A 17,736-nucleotide genomic window follows, 5' to 3' on the forward strand; every position below is an offset into this window, starting at 1 on the left:
GTGCCCGGCGCCGCTCCACGCGGACACGGCAGCGGGGGCGACCGTCCCGCGGTCGCCCCCGCCCGTTCATCGCGGCTCAGGAGTCATGAGCTGCTCCGTGCGCTCAGAACTGCAGCGCCCAGGAGTCGATCTTTCCGGTGTCGAGGTTCGCGTTGTCGTTCACCCGGAGCTTCCACACGCCGTTGGCCACCTCGGAGGAGGCGTTGACGGTCACGGTCCTGATGATGTTGTCCGCGCTGCCGCCCGAGCGGTTGTGCAGGTTGTACAGGGTGCCGTCGGGCGCGACCAGGTCCACCTTGAGGTCGCCGATGTAGGTGTGCTTGATGTCGACCGCGACGCTCAGTGACGCCGGGGCGTTGCCGGCGACCCCGCTGACGGTGACGGGGGAGTCGACGGTCGCGTTGTCGCCGATCGCGTAGTCCGCGGTGTTCTCGAAGCGCTTGCCCGGCGGGACGGTGCCGCCCTCACCCACGTTCAGAAGCAGGTTCGGAGAGCCCGTACCGGGGCCGGTGACCACGTTCGGCGTCGCGGCGGCCACCAGGCCGTCGCGGACCTGCGCCGGGGTGCTCGACGGGTTCTGCGCCAGGTAGAGCGCCGCCGCACCGACCACGTGCGGCGTGGCCATCGAGGTGCCGGAGATGGTGTTGGTGGCGGTGTCGCCGGTGCCCCACGAGGAGGTGATGGAGGAACCGGGGGCGAAGAGGTCCAGGACGTTGCCGTAGTTGGAGTAGCTGGCCTTGGCGTCGGTGTTGGTGGTGGCGCCGACGGTGATGGCCTCGGCGACGCGCGCCGGGGACTTGGTGGAGGCGTTGGTCGACTCGTTGCCCGCCGCGACCCCGTAGGTGATGCCGGAGGCTATGGAGTTGCGGACGGCCGTGTCGAGCGCCGAGTCGGCGCCGCCGCCGAGCGACATGTTGGCGACGGCCGGCTTGACGGCGTTGCGGGTCACCCAGTCGATGCCCGCGACGACCTGCGCGGTCGTGCCGGAGCCGTTGTTGTCGAGGACGCGGACGCCGACGATCTTGGCCTTCTTGGCCACGCCGTACGAGGTGCCCGCGACGGTGCCGGCGACGTGCGTGCCGTGGCCGTGGCCGTCCTGGGCGGTGTTGTCGTTGTCGATCGCGTCGTAGCCGTACGAGGCACGGCCGCCGAAGTCCTGGTGCGTGATGCGGACACCGGTGTCGATGACGTAGGCGGTGACGCCCTCGCCGGCCTTGTCCGGGTAGGTGTAGCTCTGGTTCAGCGGCAGCGCCCGCTGGTCGATCCGGTCCAGGCCCCAGGACGGCGGGTTCGGCTGGGTCGCGTCCACGGTGAAGACGCGGTCCTGCACGACCGACCGGACCGCCGGGTCGGCGGCGAGCTTCTTGGCCTGGGCCTCGGAGACCTTGACGGAGTAGCCGTTGAGGGCCGCGGTGTACGTCCGGTCGATCCGGGCGCCGTACCGCTTCGCCACGGCCTTGCCGCTGTCCGCGGTGGAGCGGGCCGCGGAGTCCTTCAGGGTCACGATGTAGCTGCCGGAGATGGTTCCGGCGGCTCCGGCGTTCTCGATGACGCCCTGCGCGCCGCTGTCGGCCGCCGAAGCGGGTAGGGCGGCGGCCGCTCCGAGCGCGAGGGCCGCGACCGCGGTCGCGCTGATGCCGGCGAACCTCCGGCGGGTGTGACGCATCACGGACATGTGGGGGGTCCTCCTGGTAGGCGGTGCACTGCGGGGACGGGGCGGAGGCGCGCGTCGACGGGCCGGAGGCATGGACGTGCGACATGCACATGACAACCCGTCAATTCGGCTTCGCCTTCGAAAGGTTGACCCACCCCCGGCCCGCCCACAAGGGTCCGGCGAACGCGTAACATCCCTGCCATGCTCCGGCCATGATTGAGCAAAGACGCGCCGCACATGACCCGGGCACGGCCGGTGTCGCCGGTGCGGTGGGAGCGGGCGGCAGGACGCGTCACCCCACCGCCCGCGCGTCTTCGGGTGCTGCGGTCCACGGGAGGCTCGCATTCGCGCCGCGGGCGGGTGCGGCACCGGAAGGGCCCCGCGGGGAAGCCTCCGTGCGGCCGGACGGTCCGTCGCCTTCGCTGCCTGCGCCCCTTGCTCGCGACCCGGGCGGAGCGACACGCTCCGCCAACTCCGCGGACCCGACGGGTTCACGCCACTCCAGGCTTCCCCGGGGAGTGCTCCGGCCGCGCGGGGCGCGGGTCCGGCGCGGTCCGTGGAGGCCGTTCGAAGGGCGACGTCGAAGCCCGGCCCGGAGCCCGGGGGAGCGCGCCGCGCCCACTGGCGACCACCCACCGGCGCGCGCAGGGCCCGAGTTGTGAAACTTTCGTGCACACGCCCGCACCGGCCCCGGGCCGGAACGCTGACACGGTGCGGCCGGGCGTGCAGAATCGAGCCAGCGGTGCCGGGCGGGGGCCCGGACCGGGCACGGGGGGAGCGGCCGATGGCACGGGCATGGGGTTGGGGACTGACGGCAGTGGCGACGGCGTTCGTGCTGTGGTACGCCTCCTACTACACGACGATCATGGTGTGGGAACTGCGCAAGCTCTTCTCGTGGTTCTCGCTGCCCCTCGTGGCCGTGGCGTGCTGCATCGCGGTCGGTCTGGCCGTGCGGTGGCTCCGCCGGCGCACCGGCCGTACCGGGGGCGGGGGCGGGGGCGCAGCGGCCATCGTCCTCGGCTGGTTCGGCGGGGCCTTCCTCCTCGTCCTCGCCGTCGGCTGGCTGGTGTACGGCGCCTACCTGCAGGACCGGGCGTACATGGCCTCCGCGGAGATCGTCAGCGATCCGGTGCCCACCCTGTCCGCCCGCTCCCCGTACGTGGTGGGCAAGGCGCAGGCCGCCCCGCATCTGGGCGACGTCACCGGCGAGATATCCGACATCACCTACCTCCCGGACTCCGACCGCTTCGGGGCCCTGGTCGAGCGGCGCGGCTGGCTCGCCGGGTACGAGGTGGGCCTCGTGCAGGAGGTGCCACTGGGCGGCACCGGCCGCAGCCAGGAGCGCTGCCCGTTCGACGTGGCGAAGGCGGACGCCCGGATCAGCGGCTGGTTCACCCACAACCTCGGCCGGAAGATCTCAGCCGAGAAGCGTTGGGTCCGGTTCGATGCCGACGACGCCTACGTGACCTGCTCCAACGGCACCCCGGTCGTCGTCGTCCCCCTCAAGCGCCAGACCGGCCTCTTCGTCGTGACCGAACGCCCCGCCGGCGCGGCCCTCTACGACGGCAGGACCGGAAAGCTGACGGTGACCGCCGACACCTCCGCCGTGCCCGGCCCCTCCTACCCGCTGAGTCTCGCCGCGCGCCAGCGCGAGGGCACGGCGGCGGTGGGCGGCTTCGGCGACTGGTGGTTCGAGCGCAGCGGCTGGGACGCCTCCGAGGACGGCGCCAACGAGGGCAACGAGTCCGAGTTCACCCTCCGCTACGGCGGCGCCGCGGCGGGGGGCAGCGCCTACGTCACCCCGCTCACCCCGCAGGGCGACGCCAGCTCGGTGGTGGCCGTCTCGACCGTGCCCACGCGCCACCAGGGCGGCGGTCTCGCTCCCATGACGGTCTACCGCCTCGATCCCGCCTGGTCCTCGCCCAAGGCGCTCGTGGCGCTGATCAAGGCCGAGTACCGGGACGTCTGCTGCTACAACGACGACGAGGTGTTCGAGATCGTGCCCACCGGCGGCAGTACCTGGACGGCCACCGTGGGCAGCGAACAGAACATCCGCTACCGCGTCGAGGGGAGGGGGCCGGTCGACGGCCGCGAAGCCACCTGCCTCAAAGCCGCCGACGGCGCCCTCATCCGGTGCGCGTACGCGGCGCCCGGCTCTCCCGAGGAGCAGGAGCTCAAACGCCGCGAACAGCAGAAGCAACAGGACGGCGCGGCGAAGGGCGGAGGGGACCCGGGCGACCTCAAGGGCCTGACCGACGAGCAACTGGCCGACCTCCAGCGCCGCTTGGGCGACGAGTTCGTCCGCCGCCTGAAGAGCGGCTGAACGCGGTTGGGGGGCGGCCAAGGAGCGACTGAGGACGCCCGCGGGGCGGCCGGCGAGCGCCCGTGACGGGGCGGGGGGCGGGCCGCCCCCGCACCCGTACGGCCTATCAGCGCACAGCGGAGACGCCCTCGAAGCCTGTTGATACCGGGACATACGCCCACAACGTGGTACGGCATACAAGAAGACTCGGCCGTGATCGCGAAAGGTGTGCCGTCTGTGTCCCATGAGCAACGCAAACGGGGGGCGCGGCTGCGGCTGCCCGTGAAGGCGGCCCTGCCCGGCCGCCACCCCCACGAGGACGAGTCACCCGTCACCGACCGGGTGGTCTTCGGTGTGACGGCGGTACTCACCCTGGGCTTCGTCGTCTGGGGTGTCACGGCCACCAGCTCGCTGGAGAGCGTCTCCGACACCCTGCTGAACGGCCTCATGCACAACGCCGGATGGGCGTTCGTCCTGGCCGCCTCCGGGTTCGTCGTCTTCGCCCTGTGGCTCGCCGTCAGCCGGTACGGACGGATCGAGCTGGGCCAGGAGCACGAGAAGCCGGAGTTCAGCACCGTCTCCTGGGTCGCCATGATGTTCAGCGCCGGCATGGGTATCGGCCTGATGTTCTACGGCGTCAGTGAACCACTCGCGCACTACACCGATCCGCCGCCCGGCACCGACCCCGCCGACTCGGCGGACCGCATGCAGACGGCGCTCGCCACCACCCTCTTCCACTGGACGCTGCACCCCTGGGCCATCTACGCCGTGGTCGGCCTGGCCATCGCCTACAGCACCTTCCGGCGCCGCAGGCGGCAGACGATCAGTGCCGTCTTCGTCCCGCTGCTGGGGGAGCGCAGGGCCCAGGGCGCCCCCGGCCGGGTGATCGACATCCTGGCCATCTTCGCCACGCTGTTCGGCTCCGCGACGTCGCTGGGACTCGGCGCGCTCCAGATCGGCAGCGGCATGCACGAGGTGGGCTGGCTCGACCGGGCCGGGACGGGCCTGCTCGTCGCGGTCATCTGCGTGCTCACCGTCTGCTTCGTCTTCTCGGCCGTCTCGGGCGTGGAGAAGGGCATCCAGTGGCTGTCCAACATCAACATGGTGCTGGCCGTCGTCCTCGCGGCCTTCGTGTTCGTCGTCGGCCCCACCATCCTGGTCCTCGACCTGATCCCCACCTCCCTCGCCGCCTACTTCGAGGAGCTGCCGCAGCTGGTCGGCCGCACCGAGGCGTCCACGGGCGGCGGTGACGTCGCCGAGTGGCTGAGCAGCTGGACGGTCTTCTACTGGGCCTGGTGGATCTCCTGGACGCCGTTCGTCGGCATGTTCATCGCCCGCATCAGCCGCGGCCGTACGATCCGTCAGTTCGTGGGCGGCGTCATCCTCGTTCCCAGCACGGTGAGCCTGGTCTGGTTCGCCATCTTCGGCGGCACCGCGATGCGCCTGAAGGAACAGGGCGAGCTCGGCGGCGCGACCACCCCCGAGGCGCAGCTCTTCGGCGTCCTCCAGGAGTTCCCGATCGCGGGCGTGATGAGCCTGCTCGTGATGATCCTGGTCGGCATCTTCTTCGTGTCCGGCGCCGACGCGGCGTCGATCGTGATGGGCACCCTCTCGCAGCGCGGCACCTTCGAACCCGCCCGGTTCGTCGTCGTCTTCTGGGGCGTGGTGACCGGTGGCGTGGCGGCCGTGATGCTGCTCGTCGGCGAGGGCAAGGGCGACGCCCTGGCGGGCCTGCAGCACCTGACGATCCTCGTCGCGGCGCCGTTCGTGCTGGTGATGATCGGCATGTGCTGGGCCCTCCTGCGGGACCTCCGCCAGGACCCGCTGATCGTCCGCACCGAGCTGGCGGAGGAGGCCGTCGAGGAAGCCGTGATCGCGGGCCACGAGAAGTACGCGGGCGGGTTCGAGATCCGCATCGGTCCGGCGCAGGACGCGGTACCGGGGGAGAGGAGGGACGACGGCGACGGTGACGGGGGGGACCCCGGCGCCGCGCCGCCGCCCTCCTGACGGCCCTCAGGAGTGCCGGTGGGCACGGCTCGTCGGTGTTCGGCGTTCGGTGTCAGGGGGTGGTGACGACGGCGAGGGCGGCCTGGTAGCCGGGCGGGGCGGCAAGGTCGCAGAGGTCGTGGCCGGGCGGGGCGGCCGGGCGGGGGAGGGTGCCGACGTACGGGTCGGCGAGGCCGTTGGCCAGACCTGTACCGGCGGCCTTGAGGCAGGCCTCCTTGCGGGCCCAGCAGCGCGCGAGAGCGGTGAGGCGTTCGGCGTCGGGCAGAGCGGTCAGCTCCTGCGTCTCGGTGGGATGCAGGAGGTGCAGGACGTCGGTGAGGGTCCGTGCGGTGGGGTGCTCCTCGATGTCGACGCCGACGGGGGCGGTCGCGAGGGCGATGTAGGCCTGGTCGCCGCTGTGGGAGAGGGAGAAGTGGACGGGGTTTCCCGGGACGTTGGGGCGGCCGTGGGGGGCGCCGCAGCAGGGGCAGTCCTCACGGGTGAGACGGACGGTGTGGGCCGGCCGGTCGAGGTAGACGCCGAGGAGGGTGCGCAGGGCGAGGTGCGAGGCGACGTACCGGTGGGTCAGGCCCGGGGTGCGGAAGCGGGCGGCGCGGTCGCGTTCCTCCGCGTCGAGGACGGAACTCGCGGCGGTGACGGGATGGCCGCCGACGACGTCGAGGGTCGTGTTGAGGGCCCACACCACCGGGGCGGCGGGGGTGGGCGCGGGGCCGGCCACGGGCGCGGTGGGTCCGAGTTGGTTCACGTGCTCGATCACGTGTTTGAGGGTAGTCGAGACGAGTCGGGGCGCGGGCCCCGGCAGCCCGATGGGGTCGGCGGACACCGACCGGGTCGGCGCCGGCAACCCCGGGCCGTACGCGGCGACGGCGGGCAGCGCAGCCGACCGGGGGATCTCGATCCGGACGCGCCGGTCGCCGCCTACCGGCCGGAGTTCGCCGCGTCCGGCAAGGAGGGCGTGCGCGTACGCCACGTGCTGTCGCACCCCGCCGGGTCAGGGCGAGGTCGGGCGGGACCGGGCGGCCCGGTCCCGGGCCTTGCGCCGCCGGGTCGTCCGGCGGCGTTCCTCCTCGCTCAGACCGCCGCACACACCGAACTCCTGGCCCGCGTCGAGGGCCCACTGGAGGCAGGTCTCCCTGACCGGGCAACGGTGGCACACGGCCTTGGCCTCCTCGACCTGAAGGAGTGCCGGGCCGCCGGAGCCCACGGGGAAGAAGAGGTCGGGGTCTTCCCACCGGCAGGCCGCCTCGTGGCGCCAGTTCATCGTCGTTCCTCCATCCGGTTCGATTCCGTACGTATCGCTACGTACTCTCCTGGCCGGTCCCGGCGGCTCCATGCAGTGCCGCGGCCGCCGTTCACCGCCGTCCGGCGCCACACCCGGCAGGCTGACCCGGCGCGCCACGGGGATTCGAAATCCGATACCGGGGCATCCACACAACTCAACCCGGCCGACCGACAGGAGGCAGCAGTGACCACCTACGTCATCACCGTGCCCGGCACGTTCCTGCGTGACATCGACGACGCGACACGCTCGGAGCTGACGAAGAGGCTGGCTTCGCACCACACCGACCTGAGCGAGACGGAGGACGTCGAACTGCTCACGGTCCACGAGGGCGGCACCTTCTCCGTCCGGCTCGAAGTCGACGCCCCCGACCGGGCGGCGGCCGAGGGCGACGCCGTCCGCCTGCTGGCGGCCACCCTGGAGGAACTGGGCCTCCCGGAGGAGGACGCCCCGCTGGGGCCGCCCGCGGTCACCGGCATCGACGGCGAGGCCTGACGCCCCCTCGGCTCACTGGCCCGTCGGCTCCCCGTCCCGTCCGGTGCGCGTCGCCCGTCGCCCGTCGCCCGTCGTCCGTCGTCCGTCGCCCGTCGCCAAAGACGGTTCCCGGCCCGGATGGACCGACGGGCTCCGGGCATCAGCGCGACATGGCCGTCCTACGAAAACTCGCCCGCCCCCTGCTCGCCGCCCCGTTCGTGACCGGAGGCCTGCGTACCCTGCGCCGCCCCGAGACCGGCTCGACACATGCCGCCCGGCCCGTCGTACGGGCCCTGGGCGACCGCATCCCGGCGCTCGCCGTGGACCCGCAGCAACTGGTGCGCGCCACCGGCGCGATCCGGGCCACAGCGGGCCTGCTGCTCGCGACGGGGCGCGCACCGCGCCTCGCCGCGCTCACACTCGCCGCCACGCTGGTGCCGACCTCCCTCACGCTGCACGCCTACTGGACGGAGGAGGACCCCGAGGAACGCGCCCGGCAGCGCGCCCACTTCCTCACCGACCTCTCCGCCCTGGGAGGCCTCCTGATCGCGGCCGCGGACACCCACGGCAAGCCCTCGCTCGCCTACCGGTCCCGGCACGCGCTCCGCCGGCCCCCGGTCGACGCCCTCCGGGTCCGGACCACAGCCGCGCTGCGGCGGTGAACCCCCGCGTCCCGGTGGGGCACCCGCCCCACCGGGGCCCGAATCCCGCTCTCAGCGCCAGGCCGGGTGGCCCTCGGCGGAGCCGCCGGCGGTGAGTTCCTGCTCGCCCGTCTGGTCCGTGCGCACGGCCCAGACCCTGGGCTTCTCGTACGGGCCCCGGACGTACGCCACCCAGGTGCCGTCCACGGACCAGGTGGGGTCCATCTCGTGCTCGCTGGTGGCGACCAGTTCGCGGTCGTCACTGCCGTCGGCGTCGACGAGGCGGATGTCGCCCTGGGTCCCCGTGCCGTAGACGCCGGCCGTGTACGCGAAGGTGGCGCCGTCGGGTGACCACACCGGGTCGAGCGCCGGGTGCGGCAGCCGCGTCACCTGCCGGGGGGCCTGGTCGGGGGCGTCGGGGTCGACCAGGTGGATCTGCCAGTTCTCCGGCTCCGTCTGCAGACAGACCGCGATGCTCCGGCCGTCCGGCGCCCACGCCGGGTCCTCGACCTGGCCCTTGCCCGACGTGAGCTGCCGGACCGAGCCGTCGGCGACCGTGACCGCGAACAGCTGCTGCACGCCGTCCTTCATGCGGAGCACGGCGAGCCGGCGGCCGTCGGGCGACCAGGAGACCCTGCCGCCGGCGATGGAGGTGATCCGGCGCGCGTTGGATCCGTCGGCGTTGGCGGTCCACACGGCCGCGCCCTCGGGCGTGCTGCGCGTGAACGCGAACGACCGGCGGTCGGGGGACCACTGGGGCAGGGTGTCGCAGGCGCCCGCGCCCCCCGCGACGAGCTGCACGGCCTTCTCCGCCGAGGCGTCCCGGCGGGCGATGACGCCGTGGCACGTACCGGGCCATCCCGGGGCGGTGTCCTGCCGGACCAGCAGCGGTTCGGTCGGGAACGCGGCCGGGGAGGGGTCGGCCGCGGACTCGGTCGGCGTGACGGCGCCGCCCTTGGCGTTGTCCTGGCCGGAGTCGTGCCAGGGCTGCCACACGAACAGGCCGGCGGCTGCCAGGGTCGTCACGAGCGCCGCAGCCACCCCCGCGCGGCGACGTCGGGCCCGCCGCGCGGCGGAGTTCTCCGTCCCGGGAGCCGCCGCCACCGTCCGCGGCCCACCGTGCGCCGGTACGGGGGAGGGCTTCGCCGCGGCTCCCGTCACCGTGCGCGCGTGTTCCGTACGCGGCTCCGCGGCGCCCGGCGCAGCCGCATCGGCCGCCGGAGAGGCCCCCGGGGTGCCCGACGGGGCCGCCGCCGGAAGGTCCGGCGCGCGCTCGGAGGGCCCGGCGGGTACGCCCTCGGGCGGGCTGTCGGGCGTGGTCCCGGGGGAGCTGCGCGGCGCGCCGTCCGGTGTGGTGGCACGCACGGTCGGTTCCGGCGGTGGCAGGAGCTGCGTCGCCGCGTCGGGCAGCCAGGAGTCGCCGTCCGGGTGCCGGACGGTGAGGGTGGCGAGGAAAGCGGCCGGCGTGGGCCGCGCCGCCGGGTCCTTGGCCAGGCACGCGCCGATGGCGTCGCGGAGTTCACCGGGCACCGCCGTCAGGTCCGGCTCCTCGTAGACCACCTTGTAGTGCCGGGCCGCGGACGGGCCGTCGCCGAAGGGGGTGCCGCCCGCCGCCTGGGTGAGCACCACGCCCAGCGCGAACATGTCGACCGCGGGGGTGACCGCACCGCCGCCGGTGAGCTGTTCGGGTGCCAGGAAACCCGGCGTACCGACCTGCAGGCCGGTCTGCGTCAGGGACGTCCCGTCCAGGGCGCGTGCGATGCCGAAGTCGATGACGCGCGGGCCGTCCTCGGCGACGATGATGTTCGCGGGCTTCAGATCGCGGTGGATGACCCCCGCCCGGTGGATCGCTTCGAGGGCCTCGGCCAGGCCGGCCGCCAGGACGGTCAGCGTGTCCAGGGGCAGCGATCCGACGCGCGCGAGGACCGACTGCAGGGTGGGCCCGGGCACGAACGCCGTCACCAGCCAGGCGGGATCCCCGTCCGGGTCGGCGTCGACCACCGGCGCGGTGTGGAAGCCGCCGACCCTGCGCGCCGCCGCGACCTCGTCGGCGAACCTGCGCTTGAATCCGGGCTCGGTGCTCAGTTCGGGGCGTACGACCTTGACGGCGACCGCGCGGCCGGACTGGGAGCGGCCCAGGTAGACCACTCCCATGCCACCCTGACCGAGCCGTCCCACCAGTCGGTAGCGGCCGTCGCCGAGCGAAGTGGGATCGCCCGATTCGAGCGGCTTCATATGTCCCCCGTTTCACACCTTGCGCAATGAACAGCCTCTCCCTACCTGTCGGGCCGTCCACCAGTCAAGCGCGTCCCCCGCGGGGCCGGATCAGGCGGTGGCCGCGGCGGCCGGTTCCGCGGACCCGGAGTCCTCGTCCGCGTGTTCGGCGGTGCCCGCGGCCCCGGTCTCGGGGTGGGGGATGCGGTGCAGTCCCCGGCGGTCGTAGAGGCGGGTGACGGCGAAGCCGAAGACCAGCGCGGCGACGAGGGCGACGCCCATGGAGGCCCACGCCCGGGTGAGTCCCGCGTCGGCCTGCGCGCCGTAGTACAGCAGGGAGCGCAGTCCCTCGGTGATCTGGCGCAGCGGCTCGAACTCGGCGAGGGCGCGGAAGAAGCCGGGCAGCGCCTGGACGGGCACGGTGGCGCCGGAGGAGGGGACGGCCATCGCGACGAAGACGATGGTGGCCAGCAGCATGCCCGGGGTGCCGAAGGCGGCGAACAGGGCCAGGCTGCCGATGCCGACGACCGCGATGGTGGCGACCGAGTAGACCCACAGCAGGCCCAGGTGGGAGGCGTCCATGTCGAGGATGCCCACCGTCGCGACCTCCACCAGGGTGCCCATGACCAGGGACAGGCCGAGCATGAGGGCCATGCCGATCGCCAGGGTGCGGACGCGGCTGGTGTGCTGGACGGGTTCGCGCTTGCGGAAGGGACCGAAGTCGGTGTGGAGGTATCCGAGCGCGGTGTCGACCTGGGAGTTGACGACGTTCGCGCCGAGCATGCCGCAGACGACCAGGACCAGCGCGTAGTAGAAGGCGCTCAGGCCCATGGCGCTCCGGGGCCCGACGGGATGGCCGTCGGCCACGGTCACGGTCACCGGGTCGGCCAGCATGAGCTGGGCGGCCGTCGGGAGCGGGGTCTTCTGGGACCCCGCCTGCTTCAGGAGCTCCTGGCCGAGCTGCGCGGAGGCGGCGTGGGCGGCCTTCTGCGCGGCCTGCGAGGCCATGGAGGAACCGATACTGCCGGCGGCCTGGTTGGTCAGCACGGTCAGCGTCGGCGGGGCGGCCTTGCCCTGGGGGGCGGGCTGCGGGGCCGTGAGCCCGGTCACCGTGGCGGAGAAGTCCTCGGGGATGACGAGGGCTCCGAAGAGCTTGCCCCTGCCCAGCCGCTTGTCGGCCTCCGCGCGGCTCACGACCTGCCAGTCGATGCTCTTGTCGCCCTTGGACCCCTGCTGGATCCCGGAGACGACCTGCTCGCCCAGGTTGACATGGCGGCCGCCCCCGGCGTCGGCGCCGCGGTCGGAGTTGACCAGGGCCACGGGCAGATCGCGGAGATTGCCCTTCGGGTTGACGTTGCCGCCGACGTAGAGCAGGGCGAACAGCATCGAGACCACTGCGGCGATGAGTCCCGTGCCGATCCACAACTGGGGTCGGCGGAGCACGGACGGGGGCGGCGGCGTGGGCTGAGGCATCGAATCTCCGGTGCGGCGGCGTGTGCTGCGCTGGATACTTCGAGTATCCAACCACTGGATACTGGCAGTATCTTGTGGTGGTGTCCAATCGCCGACACCAGGTGCCGGACCGGACCGCACGACCACCAGGGAAGCCGCCATGAAGATCTCGGAAGCTCAGCCGGCGGACCGGCGTGCCGGTCGCCAGCATCAAGTACTTCCTGCGCCAGGGTCTGCTGCCCGCCGGGCGCGCCACGGCCGCGACCCTGGCCGAGTACGGGGAGGAGCACGCGCAGCGGCTGCGCCTGATCAAAGCGCTGACCACGCTTGGCGGCCTGTCGATCGCCGCCACCCGCGACGTACTCGGCGCCGTCGACGAATCCCACAGCGTTGAGGCGGCCCTGGGGGCGGTCAGCTACGCCCTGCCGGTACCGGGAGTGCGCCCCGACGAGCCGTCCGAGGGCGACGAGGGCGCGGGCGCGGAGGTGGCGGAGCTGGTCGCAGACCTGGAGTGGCAGGTTCCGGCGACATCGCCGCACGTCACAGGGCTCACGGCGGCGATGAAGGAACTGCGGAGGCTGGACGCGCAGTACGCCCCGGGCGAGCTCGCGGCCTATGCGCGGCTGGCGGAGTCGGTGGCGCGCCTGGACCTGGAACGCGCGGTCGGCATCGACGACCCGGTATCGCTGGCGGAGCGGGCGGTGGTCGTCCTCGCGATCAGCGCCCCCGTGTTCGAACTCCTGCGCCGCATGGCCCAGGAAGACCAGGTCAGACGTCGGGCAGTGGACGGCGACGCCGCCGAGGGCGGGTCACTGGACGGCACTCCTTAGGGGGTGTCCGGCTAGCGTCGGCGGGTGTGGCGGAAGTCGCTCTCGTGGGTCCACACCTGGGTGCAGGCGGGGCACTGGAGGTGCAGACGCGTGCCGGTGTTGCTGAGGAGGTACTGCCAGTGGGTGGGGCAGGTGCGCTGCTGGACGCAGTGCCGGCACGGCACCTCGCCGGGGCTCCCGGGGCTGGCAGGGCTACTGGGAGGGGTGGGGCAGTGGGGGCAGGGGAGCCATGCCCGGCGGCCGGGGTCGGCGTGGGGATCAAGGGGCAGCATGGCGGTCCGGGCGCGGGGGCAGGATGCCGGCGGCGACGAGGTCGTCGTAGAGGCGCTGCTGCTCGGCGTCGAGACCGGAGTACAGCAGGTCGTGGGCGGCTTCCTCGCCCTCCAGGACCTCTACGGGGTCCCAGTCGGGCCCGAGGGCTTCCATGACGTGCGCACGCCGGAGCACTTCCTGGGCCGTGAGGTCGACGTCGAATCCGACGAGTGCGTCGGGGGCGGGGTGGTGGGGGGCCATACCTCGAAGTTAGGTAACCCTTTCTTCCCTGGTCAAGAGGGGGTGTCGGGTGTCACAGCCGCCCTCGGGCGCATCGGTGTCACAGCCCGAGGGCGATGGCGACGCGGGTCATCTCGGCGGTGGTGTTCACGTTGAGCTTGGCGCGGATGCGGCGCAGGTAGGCGTCGACGGTGTGCTTGGAGAGGCCCATGTGGCGGGCGGTCTGCAGGTAGGTGCGTCCGGCGGCGATGTGACGGAGGGCTTCCTGCTCACGGGGGGCGAGCTCGGCTGCGGGGACCGTGGCGGGGGCGGTGAGTGTGGCGGTCATGGGATTTCCTTTGCCGGAGTGGCTCGGTCATCGCTGCTCGCGTCCTCGGAAGCAGTCGGGACATTCGCTCGAATGTCCCTTTTGTCCTTTCGTTAGAGCGTGGCTGGCGCATTTCACGCCCCTGTCCGCCGTCTGTCACAGCCGTGTGACAGCGGCGTGGGCTGACGCGTCCCGGCCGGTGGCGTCGCGAGCGGGCACTGCACCGCCGGCCGGCGCCCTTGCGGACCGTCGCCGCCGCGCCCGGGCGGCCGGGTGCGCCGGGCGACAACGACAAGTGCGTCGGCCTGCGGCGAGCACGCTCGGTCCGGCCGCGGCTCCGCCGCCGCTCGCACGGTGCGGGGCCCATGCCCCCAGCGGCGTCGACGCCTCCAGCGCCCGGCCGTCCCGGCCGCAGAGGGCAGGGATCCCGATCTGGGGACGGATGTAGGCCGACTGTGCCGCAGGGGCCCACGGCCCGGGGCCCAGGCGCAGCGTCCGGGGCTCGGCGCCCACCCGGCGGGGATCGTCCCGTAGCTCACGGCGAGGACTGTCGGCGCATGTCGGTTCATGGCGTGTGGCGGATTTTCGCCGGTGCCGTCTGGGTCTTCACCCGGTCCGCCGCGCCGGCCGCACCGCGGGCCACGGGCCACCGCTCGTGCGCGACCGCGTCCCGTACCTGCTCGCCATGGCGGCCCCGGCCCGCCGCGTCCACAACCAGCCGCAGGCCGTCGCGGTCCTGTGGTCCGCGCCGATCCGATGCCGGGGCAGGTGGGTCGACCCCCTGGACGGAGAGGTTCCGACGCCGCGACCGGAAACGTCTCGCCGCCGGCTGCAAGCGCATCCCGCCGCAACGGCAGCAACCGCCTCCACCCCCCCGCCCCGCCGGACCGGCGGGGTGGGCCGGGGCGGCGGGTGGCCCAGGACGGGACCCGGCCCGTCCCCTCATCTCAGGGCGGCGATGCCCGCGGGTGCGGACGGAGGCGCCCGGCCGTCGGCCGCGCGCCTCCCTCCAGTCGGTCGTGCGGGCGCGCGCCCGCCGGCTCAGTTGCCGATGCCGGCGGTTCCGACCCCCGAGTTGCCGATGCCGTGGCTGCCGACGCCCGTGTTCGCGATGCCGGCGGTGCCCAGGCCCCAGTTGGCGACACCGGCGTTACCCACGCCGTTGTTGAAGGCGCCGGCGTTCCCCGCACCGTCGTTGAAGACACCGGCGTTCCCGACGCCCTGGTTGCCGATGCCCGAGCTGCCCACCCCGTCGGCGCAGGCCGCACCGGCGCCGACGGCGGCCAGTACTGCCGCGCTGCCCAGCACGGTCACCGCACGAAGAAGAGTCGCACGCATCCTGACGTACCTCCTGATTAGTGGATCTTTTCTACATATCCCTAACATGCGGTCAGGCTGTACAGGGGGATCCCCGCATCCGGCGTGCCGCGCCGGGCGGGCGAGACGGACACCGACCGGTCGGAGGTGCGCACGCGCCCGGAGTGATCGCGTGGGACAACGCGACCCCGCGGATGATCAGGACGAGTGCCAGCTGGCGGCCCGGAACCTGCGAGGGACCGCTCCGGGATGGTGCGCGCGATGCCCCAGCGCCGCAGGCCAGCTGAATCTTGCTGGTCAGCCCGCCCCGGGACCGGCCGAGGGCCGGGCTGCGGCACCCCCGTTTCGAGCGAAGGCAGCGCTGTGGCGCGCGTGGGAGGCCCCGGATCGCACCCGGCCCCGACATCGGCTTCCGTCGGTCCCCCGCCCGGTGAGCGAAGTCGAGCAGCCGTGTGCACGCGACAGCGCCACGCACCCCGCACCACGCACGCACACCCGGCACCGATGCCAGGGACCCCGAGCCTCGGTCGGCGCTCGTCCCGTCGGCTTCCGCGTGAAAAGCCGTTGCCGTGGCCGGTAGTTGGGTACTGTCCCTTCGGTCCGCTGGATCACGTCAGCCGAAGATCGCACGCTGGCCGTGCACAGGACGCTGGGAGACACGTGCTGGGCGACGACGAAGTCCTCAAGGCCGTGCAGAGCCACATCGAAAGTCGAGGCAAACCCCTGGTAAGTCCCTTGCCGGGCGCCTCCGCCATCACCTGGCATTCGCTCCTGAAAGGGCAGATCGTACGAAGCATCGAGTCCCGCTCGGAGAAGAAGCGCCTCCACCGCGGACCTCTCGACCTCTCCGAACGCCCGGTCTACGACACGCTCGGCGACCACCGCGTGCCACCTCCCCGGGATCCAGCCAAGCAGTACAGCCGGACACTGGTACGTCGGGGGTCGATCGACGACCGCTTGTGCGAGTGCGGCAACGGCGTCGTCCGCTGCCGGCGCTGTGAAGGCGAAGGCGCGATCCGCTGCGAGCCGCGCCAACGCTGCCGCAGCTGCCGGGACACCACGTGCTGCCTGCTGTGCGGCGGAGCCGGCCGCTCGGCCCTGGAACCTGCCGGGAAACAGGCCGCACCCCCTGCGCACACCGCAGCGGATACCACCGTCCGCGGCCGATGCATGGAGTGTGGCGAGCCCGGTGTCGCATGCGTGACCTGCCGCGGCCGCGGCCGCGTCACGTGCACCACCTGTCAGGGCGAAGGGTCCAGGCCGTGCCCCGACTGCGCCCAGGACGGCACGGTCACCCACACACACTGCGCAGGCACGGGCAGGACCGTCGAATGGACGGAAGGCGTCATCACCCGAACGCCCAGCACCGAAGAGGTCAGGCTTCCGGAGTCCGGACCACTCTCCTGGGCGCGGAAACTCGCCGATCAGCATGCGGCGTGGACACCGACGACACTGGCAGACGACGATCCTGAGCGCGCCCGCGTCGAAAAGGACTTCGGAGCAACCCTGCAACCGCTTCTGCGGACACACGGCCAGGAGATAGCGCGCCGGACAGAACTCGCGTACGTGCGGTTCGCGAAGGTGGCAGTGCATGAGCACCCGCACAGGATCTACTACGTCTTCCCCACAGACGGGCGGCCAATGGTCGTCGGGCGTCCCTCGCCGAAGCGCCTCTGGCAGATCGCGGGAATCGCCGCCCTCGTGATCGTGCTCCTCACCCTCGTCAACGGACTCCTGGCCTGACTGTCGGAAGGGACTCGGGCGGACAGAGGGGAGGCTGTACGAGGAGCAGGGGGATCAACGCCCGGACGCGGGCGGGAGCTCCGCGTCCGGGCGCCTGCCGGCGCGAAGGGCGGCGAGGCCGAAGGCCAGACCTCCGGCTATGAACCAGGGGTTCCAGAGAGCCAGCGTCCAGAAGCGCTGCCCCTCGCTCACGGAAGCGTCCAGCGGCGCAGCACCGGTCAGCAGTATCACTTCGACGCCGACCCCGCGCATCAGCAGGACGACGCCGGCGCCCCACCCCAGCCACCTCACCAGCGCAGCGGGGCCTCCTTTGAGGTCAGAGCGGATCAGCAACCGGGCGAGGACGGCGCCGAGGACGCAGAGCCCGCCCACGCCCCACAGTCCGGCGACGACGAACCACAGCGGACGCTCGCTGGCCAGCGGCCCGGCGGAGACGCTCAGCCCCACATCACCGCCCAGGCCCCAGTAGAAGTGCAGCACTGCGAAGGCCACCGCCCATCCGCATGCGATACGCCCCCACAGCGTGGACCGGGCGGGACCGTCCGTGCCCTTCCGCTCGCGCTTCACCGCTGGCCCTCCCGAGCCTCGCGTCCGCCGCCGCGCGGGTCGTCCGGGTCCTGCGGCACCACGATGAACGCCGTGCCCTTCGCCAGGTCGATGCTGGAACGCGGAGGCGCCCCGTCACTCTCGTCGTCCCGCCTCAGCAGCTCCACCCGCCGCTGCTCCAGCTCCGCCGTCTTGTTGCCGTTCACCGTCGCCGTGAACTCGTCGAAGGCCACGCTCGACAACGACCGGCCCGTACGCCGGCGGACCCACGGCAGCAGACCCAGCCCCGTGAGCCACCGCCACGTACCCTCCACCAGCGCGCACGGCACCAGCAGACACACGAACGCCGGTAACGACGCAGCCCACATCGCCACAGCTGCCCCCCATTCGCCTCAACACAGCCGACGCCCGAAGAAACGGCGCGGGGGGCGATGTCGTTCCCACCGCTCGCGCACAGCGGCACACCCGCTGCGGCCCG

17 protein-coding genes and 1 pseudogene are annotated in these 17,736 nt (G+C 72.8%); 7 read left to right on the forward strand and 11 right to left on the reverse strand.

Going from position 1 to position 17,736, the window contains the following annotated elements:
- Positions 1-103 precede the first annotated feature (103 nt).
- Positions 104-1,675, reverse strand: a complete 1,572-nt coding sequence (locus AC2RP6_RS36885; protein WP_486450174.1) for a S8 family peptidase — start codon at positions 1,673-1,675, stop codon at positions 104-106.
- Positions 1,676-2,438: 763 nt separating this feature from the next.
- Here AC2RP6_RS36885 and AC2RP6_RS36890 point away from each other — a divergent pair.
- A complete protein-coding gene (locus AC2RP6_RS36890; RefSeq protein WP_486450175.1) occupies positions 2,439-3,977 on the forward strand; it encodes a hypothetical protein in 1,539 nt (512 codons plus the stop codon).
- Positions 3,978-4,232: 255 nt separating this feature from the next.
- Positions 4,233-5,963 carry a BCCT family transporter gene (locus tag AC2RP6_RS36895; RefSeq protein ID WP_486450577.1) on the forward strand — a complete coding sequence of 577 codons (1,731 nt, stop codon included), beginning with the start codon at positions 4,233-4,235 and terminating at the stop codon, positions 5,961-5,963.
- A gap of 52 nt (positions 5,964-6,015) precedes the next feature.
- Here the strand turns inward: AC2RP6_RS36895 and AC2RP6_RS36900 are convergent, their stop codons facing one another.
- The gene (locus AC2RP6_RS36900) at positions 6,016-6,720 is read right to left on the reverse strand and encodes a 4'-phosphopantetheinyl transferase family protein (protein WP_486450176.1); all 705 of its coding nucleotides are present in this window, start codon (positions 6,718-6,720) and stop codon (positions 6,016-6,018) included.
- Between AC2RP6_RS36900 and AC2RP6_RS36905 the strand changes: the two are divergent.
- Positions 6,604-6,912 (forward strand): annotated as a pseudogene (locus tag AC2RP6_RS36905) (hypothetical protein); the annotation flags it as partial. The gene AC2RP6_RS36900 and the pseudogene AC2RP6_RS36905 overlap by 117 nt on opposite strands.
- 42 nt (positions 6,913-6,954) lie before the next feature.
- On the opposite strand, the gene AC2RP6_RS36910 reads toward AC2RP6_RS36905, so the two are convergent.
- Positions 6,955-7,224 (reverse strand): WhiB family transcriptional regulator, encoded by a 270-nt coding sequence (locus AC2RP6_RS36910; protein WP_486450177.1) that lies wholly within the window; start codon positions 7,222-7,224, stop codon positions 6,955-6,957.
- Between the two features lie 204 nt (positions 7,225-7,428).
- Between AC2RP6_RS36910 and AC2RP6_RS36915 the strand changes: the two genes are divergently transcribed.
- The gene (locus AC2RP6_RS36915; RefSeq protein WP_486450578.1) at positions 7,429-7,737 is read left to right on the forward strand and encodes a hypothetical protein; all 309 of its coding nucleotides are present in this window, start codon (positions 7,429-7,431) and stop codon (positions 7,735-7,737) included.
- 149 nt (positions 7,738-7,886) lie between these two features.
- On the forward strand, positions 7,887-8,378 hold the full coding sequence (locus AC2RP6_RS36920; RefSeq protein WP_486450178.1) for a DoxX family membrane protein: 492 nt from the start codon (positions 7,887-7,889) through the stop codon (positions 8,376-8,378).
- A 51-nt stretch (positions 8,379-8,429) separates the two neighbouring features.
- Here the strand turns inward: AC2RP6_RS36920 and AC2RP6_RS36925 are convergent, their stop codons facing one another.
- Together AC2RP6_RS36925 and AC2RP6_RS36930 are read right to left on the reverse strand one after the other, a co-directional pair.
- Positions 8,430-10,592 (reverse strand): protein kinase domain-containing protein, encoded by a 2,163-nt coding sequence (locus AC2RP6_RS36925; protein WP_486450179.1) that lies wholly within the window; start codon positions 10,590-10,592, stop codon positions 8,430-8,432.
- A 90-nt stretch (positions 10,593-10,682) separates the two neighbouring features.
- Positions 10,683-12,044 (reverse strand): YhgE/Pip domain-containing protein, encoded by a 1,362-nt coding sequence (locus tag AC2RP6_RS36930; protein WP_486450180.1) that lies wholly within the window; start codon positions 12,042-12,044, stop codon positions 10,683-10,685.
- A 173-nt stretch (positions 12,045-12,217) separates the two neighbouring features.
- Here AC2RP6_RS36930 and AC2RP6_RS36935 point away from each other — a divergent pair, with 173 nt between their 5' ends.
- On the forward strand, positions 12,218-12,853 hold the full coding sequence (locus AC2RP6_RS36935) for a MerR family transcriptional regulator (RefSeq protein ID WP_486450181.1): 636 nt from the start codon (positions 12,218-12,220) through the stop codon (positions 12,851-12,853).
- 11 nt (positions 12,854-12,864) lie between these two features.
- Here the strand turns inward: AC2RP6_RS36935 and AC2RP6_RS36940 are convergent, their stop codons facing one another.
- The 4 genes from AC2RP6_RS36940 to AC2RP6_RS36955 form a co-directional block, all read right to left on the reverse strand.
- On the reverse strand, positions 12,865-13,017 hold the full coding sequence (locus AC2RP6_RS36940; protein WP_486450182.1) for a hypothetical protein: 153 nt from the start codon (positions 13,015-13,017) through the stop codon (positions 12,865-12,867).
- Between the two features lie 94 nt (positions 13,018-13,111).
- Entirely contained in the window at positions 13,112-13,366 is a 255-nt protein-coding gene (locus tag AC2RP6_RS36945; protein ID WP_486450183.1) for a DUF6400 family protein, read from the reverse strand.
- Between the two features lie 79 nt (positions 13,367-13,445).
- A complete protein-coding gene (locus AC2RP6_RS36950) occupies positions 13,446-13,673 on the reverse strand; it encodes a response regulator transcription factor (RefSeq protein WP_486450184.1) in 228 nt (75 codons plus the stop codon).
- Positions 13,674-14,693: 1,020 nt separating this feature from the next.
- The gene (locus tag AC2RP6_RS36955; protein ID WP_486450185.1) at positions 14,694-14,990 is read right to left on the reverse strand and encodes a hypothetical protein; all 297 of its coding nucleotides are present in this window, start codon (positions 14,988-14,990) and stop codon (positions 14,694-14,696) included.
- A 639-nt stretch (positions 14,991-15,629) separates the two neighbouring features.
- Here AC2RP6_RS36955 and AC2RP6_RS36960 point away from each other — a divergent pair.
- Complete coding sequence (locus AC2RP6_RS36960) at positions 15,630-16,712, forward strand: DnaJ-like cysteine-rich domain-containing protein (RefSeq protein WP_486450186.1); 1,083 nt, start codon at positions 15,630-15,632, stop codon at positions 16,710-16,712.
- A 54-nt stretch (positions 16,713-16,766) separates the two neighbouring features.
- On the opposite strand, the gene AC2RP6_RS36965 is transcribed toward AC2RP6_RS36960, so the two are convergent.
- Both AC2RP6_RS36965 and AC2RP6_RS36970 read right to left on the reverse strand, forming a co-directional pair.
- On the reverse strand, positions 16,767-17,204 hold the full coding sequence (locus AC2RP6_RS36965) for a DUF3995 domain-containing protein (protein WP_486450187.1): 438 nt from the start codon (positions 17,202-17,204) through the stop codon (positions 16,767-16,769).
- Between the two features lie 71 nt (positions 17,205-17,275).
- A complete protein-coding gene (locus AC2RP6_RS36970) occupies positions 17,276-17,599 on the reverse strand; it encodes a DUF6191 domain-containing protein (RefSeq protein ID WP_486450188.1) in 324 nt (107 codons plus the stop codon).
- Between the last annotated feature and the right edge of the window lie 137 nt (positions 17,600-17,736).

The sequence above is a fragment of the Streptomyces sp. WAC03905 genome (assembly GCF_057371075.1).

What these genes read in the sequence shown, in the direction of transcription:
- AC2RP6_RS36925 (WP_486450179.1), bottom strand. Translation starts at nt 10,592, where the DNA reads ATGAAGCCGCTCGAATCGGGCGATCCCACTTCGCTCGGCGACGGCCGC.
- AC2RP6_RS36910 (WP_486450177.1), bottom strand. Translation starts at nt 7,224, where the DNA reads ATGAACTGGCGCCACGAGGCGGCCTGCCGGTGGGAAGACCCCGACCTC.
- AC2RP6_RS36955 (WP_486450185.1), bottom strand. Translation starts at nt 14,990, where the DNA reads ATGCGTGCGACTCTTCTTCGTGCGGTGACCGTGCTGGGCAGCGCGGCA.
- AC2RP6_RS36890 (WP_486450175.1), top strand. Translation starts at nt 2,439, where the DNA reads ATGGCACGGGCATGGGGTTGGGGACTGACGGCAGTGGCGACGGCGTTC.
- AC2RP6_RS36885 (WP_486450174.1), bottom strand. Translation starts at nt 1,675, where the DNA reads ATGTCCGTGATGCGTCACACCCGCCGGAGGTTCGCCGGCATCAGCGCG.
- AC2RP6_RS36920 (WP_486450178.1), top strand. Translation starts at nt 7,887, where the DNA reads ATGGCCGTCCTACGAAAACTCGCCCGCCCCCTGCTCGCCGCCCCGTTC.
- AC2RP6_RS36945 (WP_486450183.1), bottom strand. Translation starts at nt 13,366, where the DNA reads ATGGCCCCCCACCACCCCGCCCCCGACGCACTCGTCGGATTCGACGTC.
- AC2RP6_RS36930 (WP_486450180.1), bottom strand. Translation starts at nt 12,044, where the DNA reads ATGCCTCAGCCCACGCCGCCGCCCCCGTCCGTGCTCCGCCGACCCCAG.
- AC2RP6_RS36950 (WP_486450184.1), bottom strand. Translation starts at nt 13,673, where the DNA reads ATGACCGCCACACTCACCGCCCCCGCCACGGTCCCCGCAGCCGAGCTC.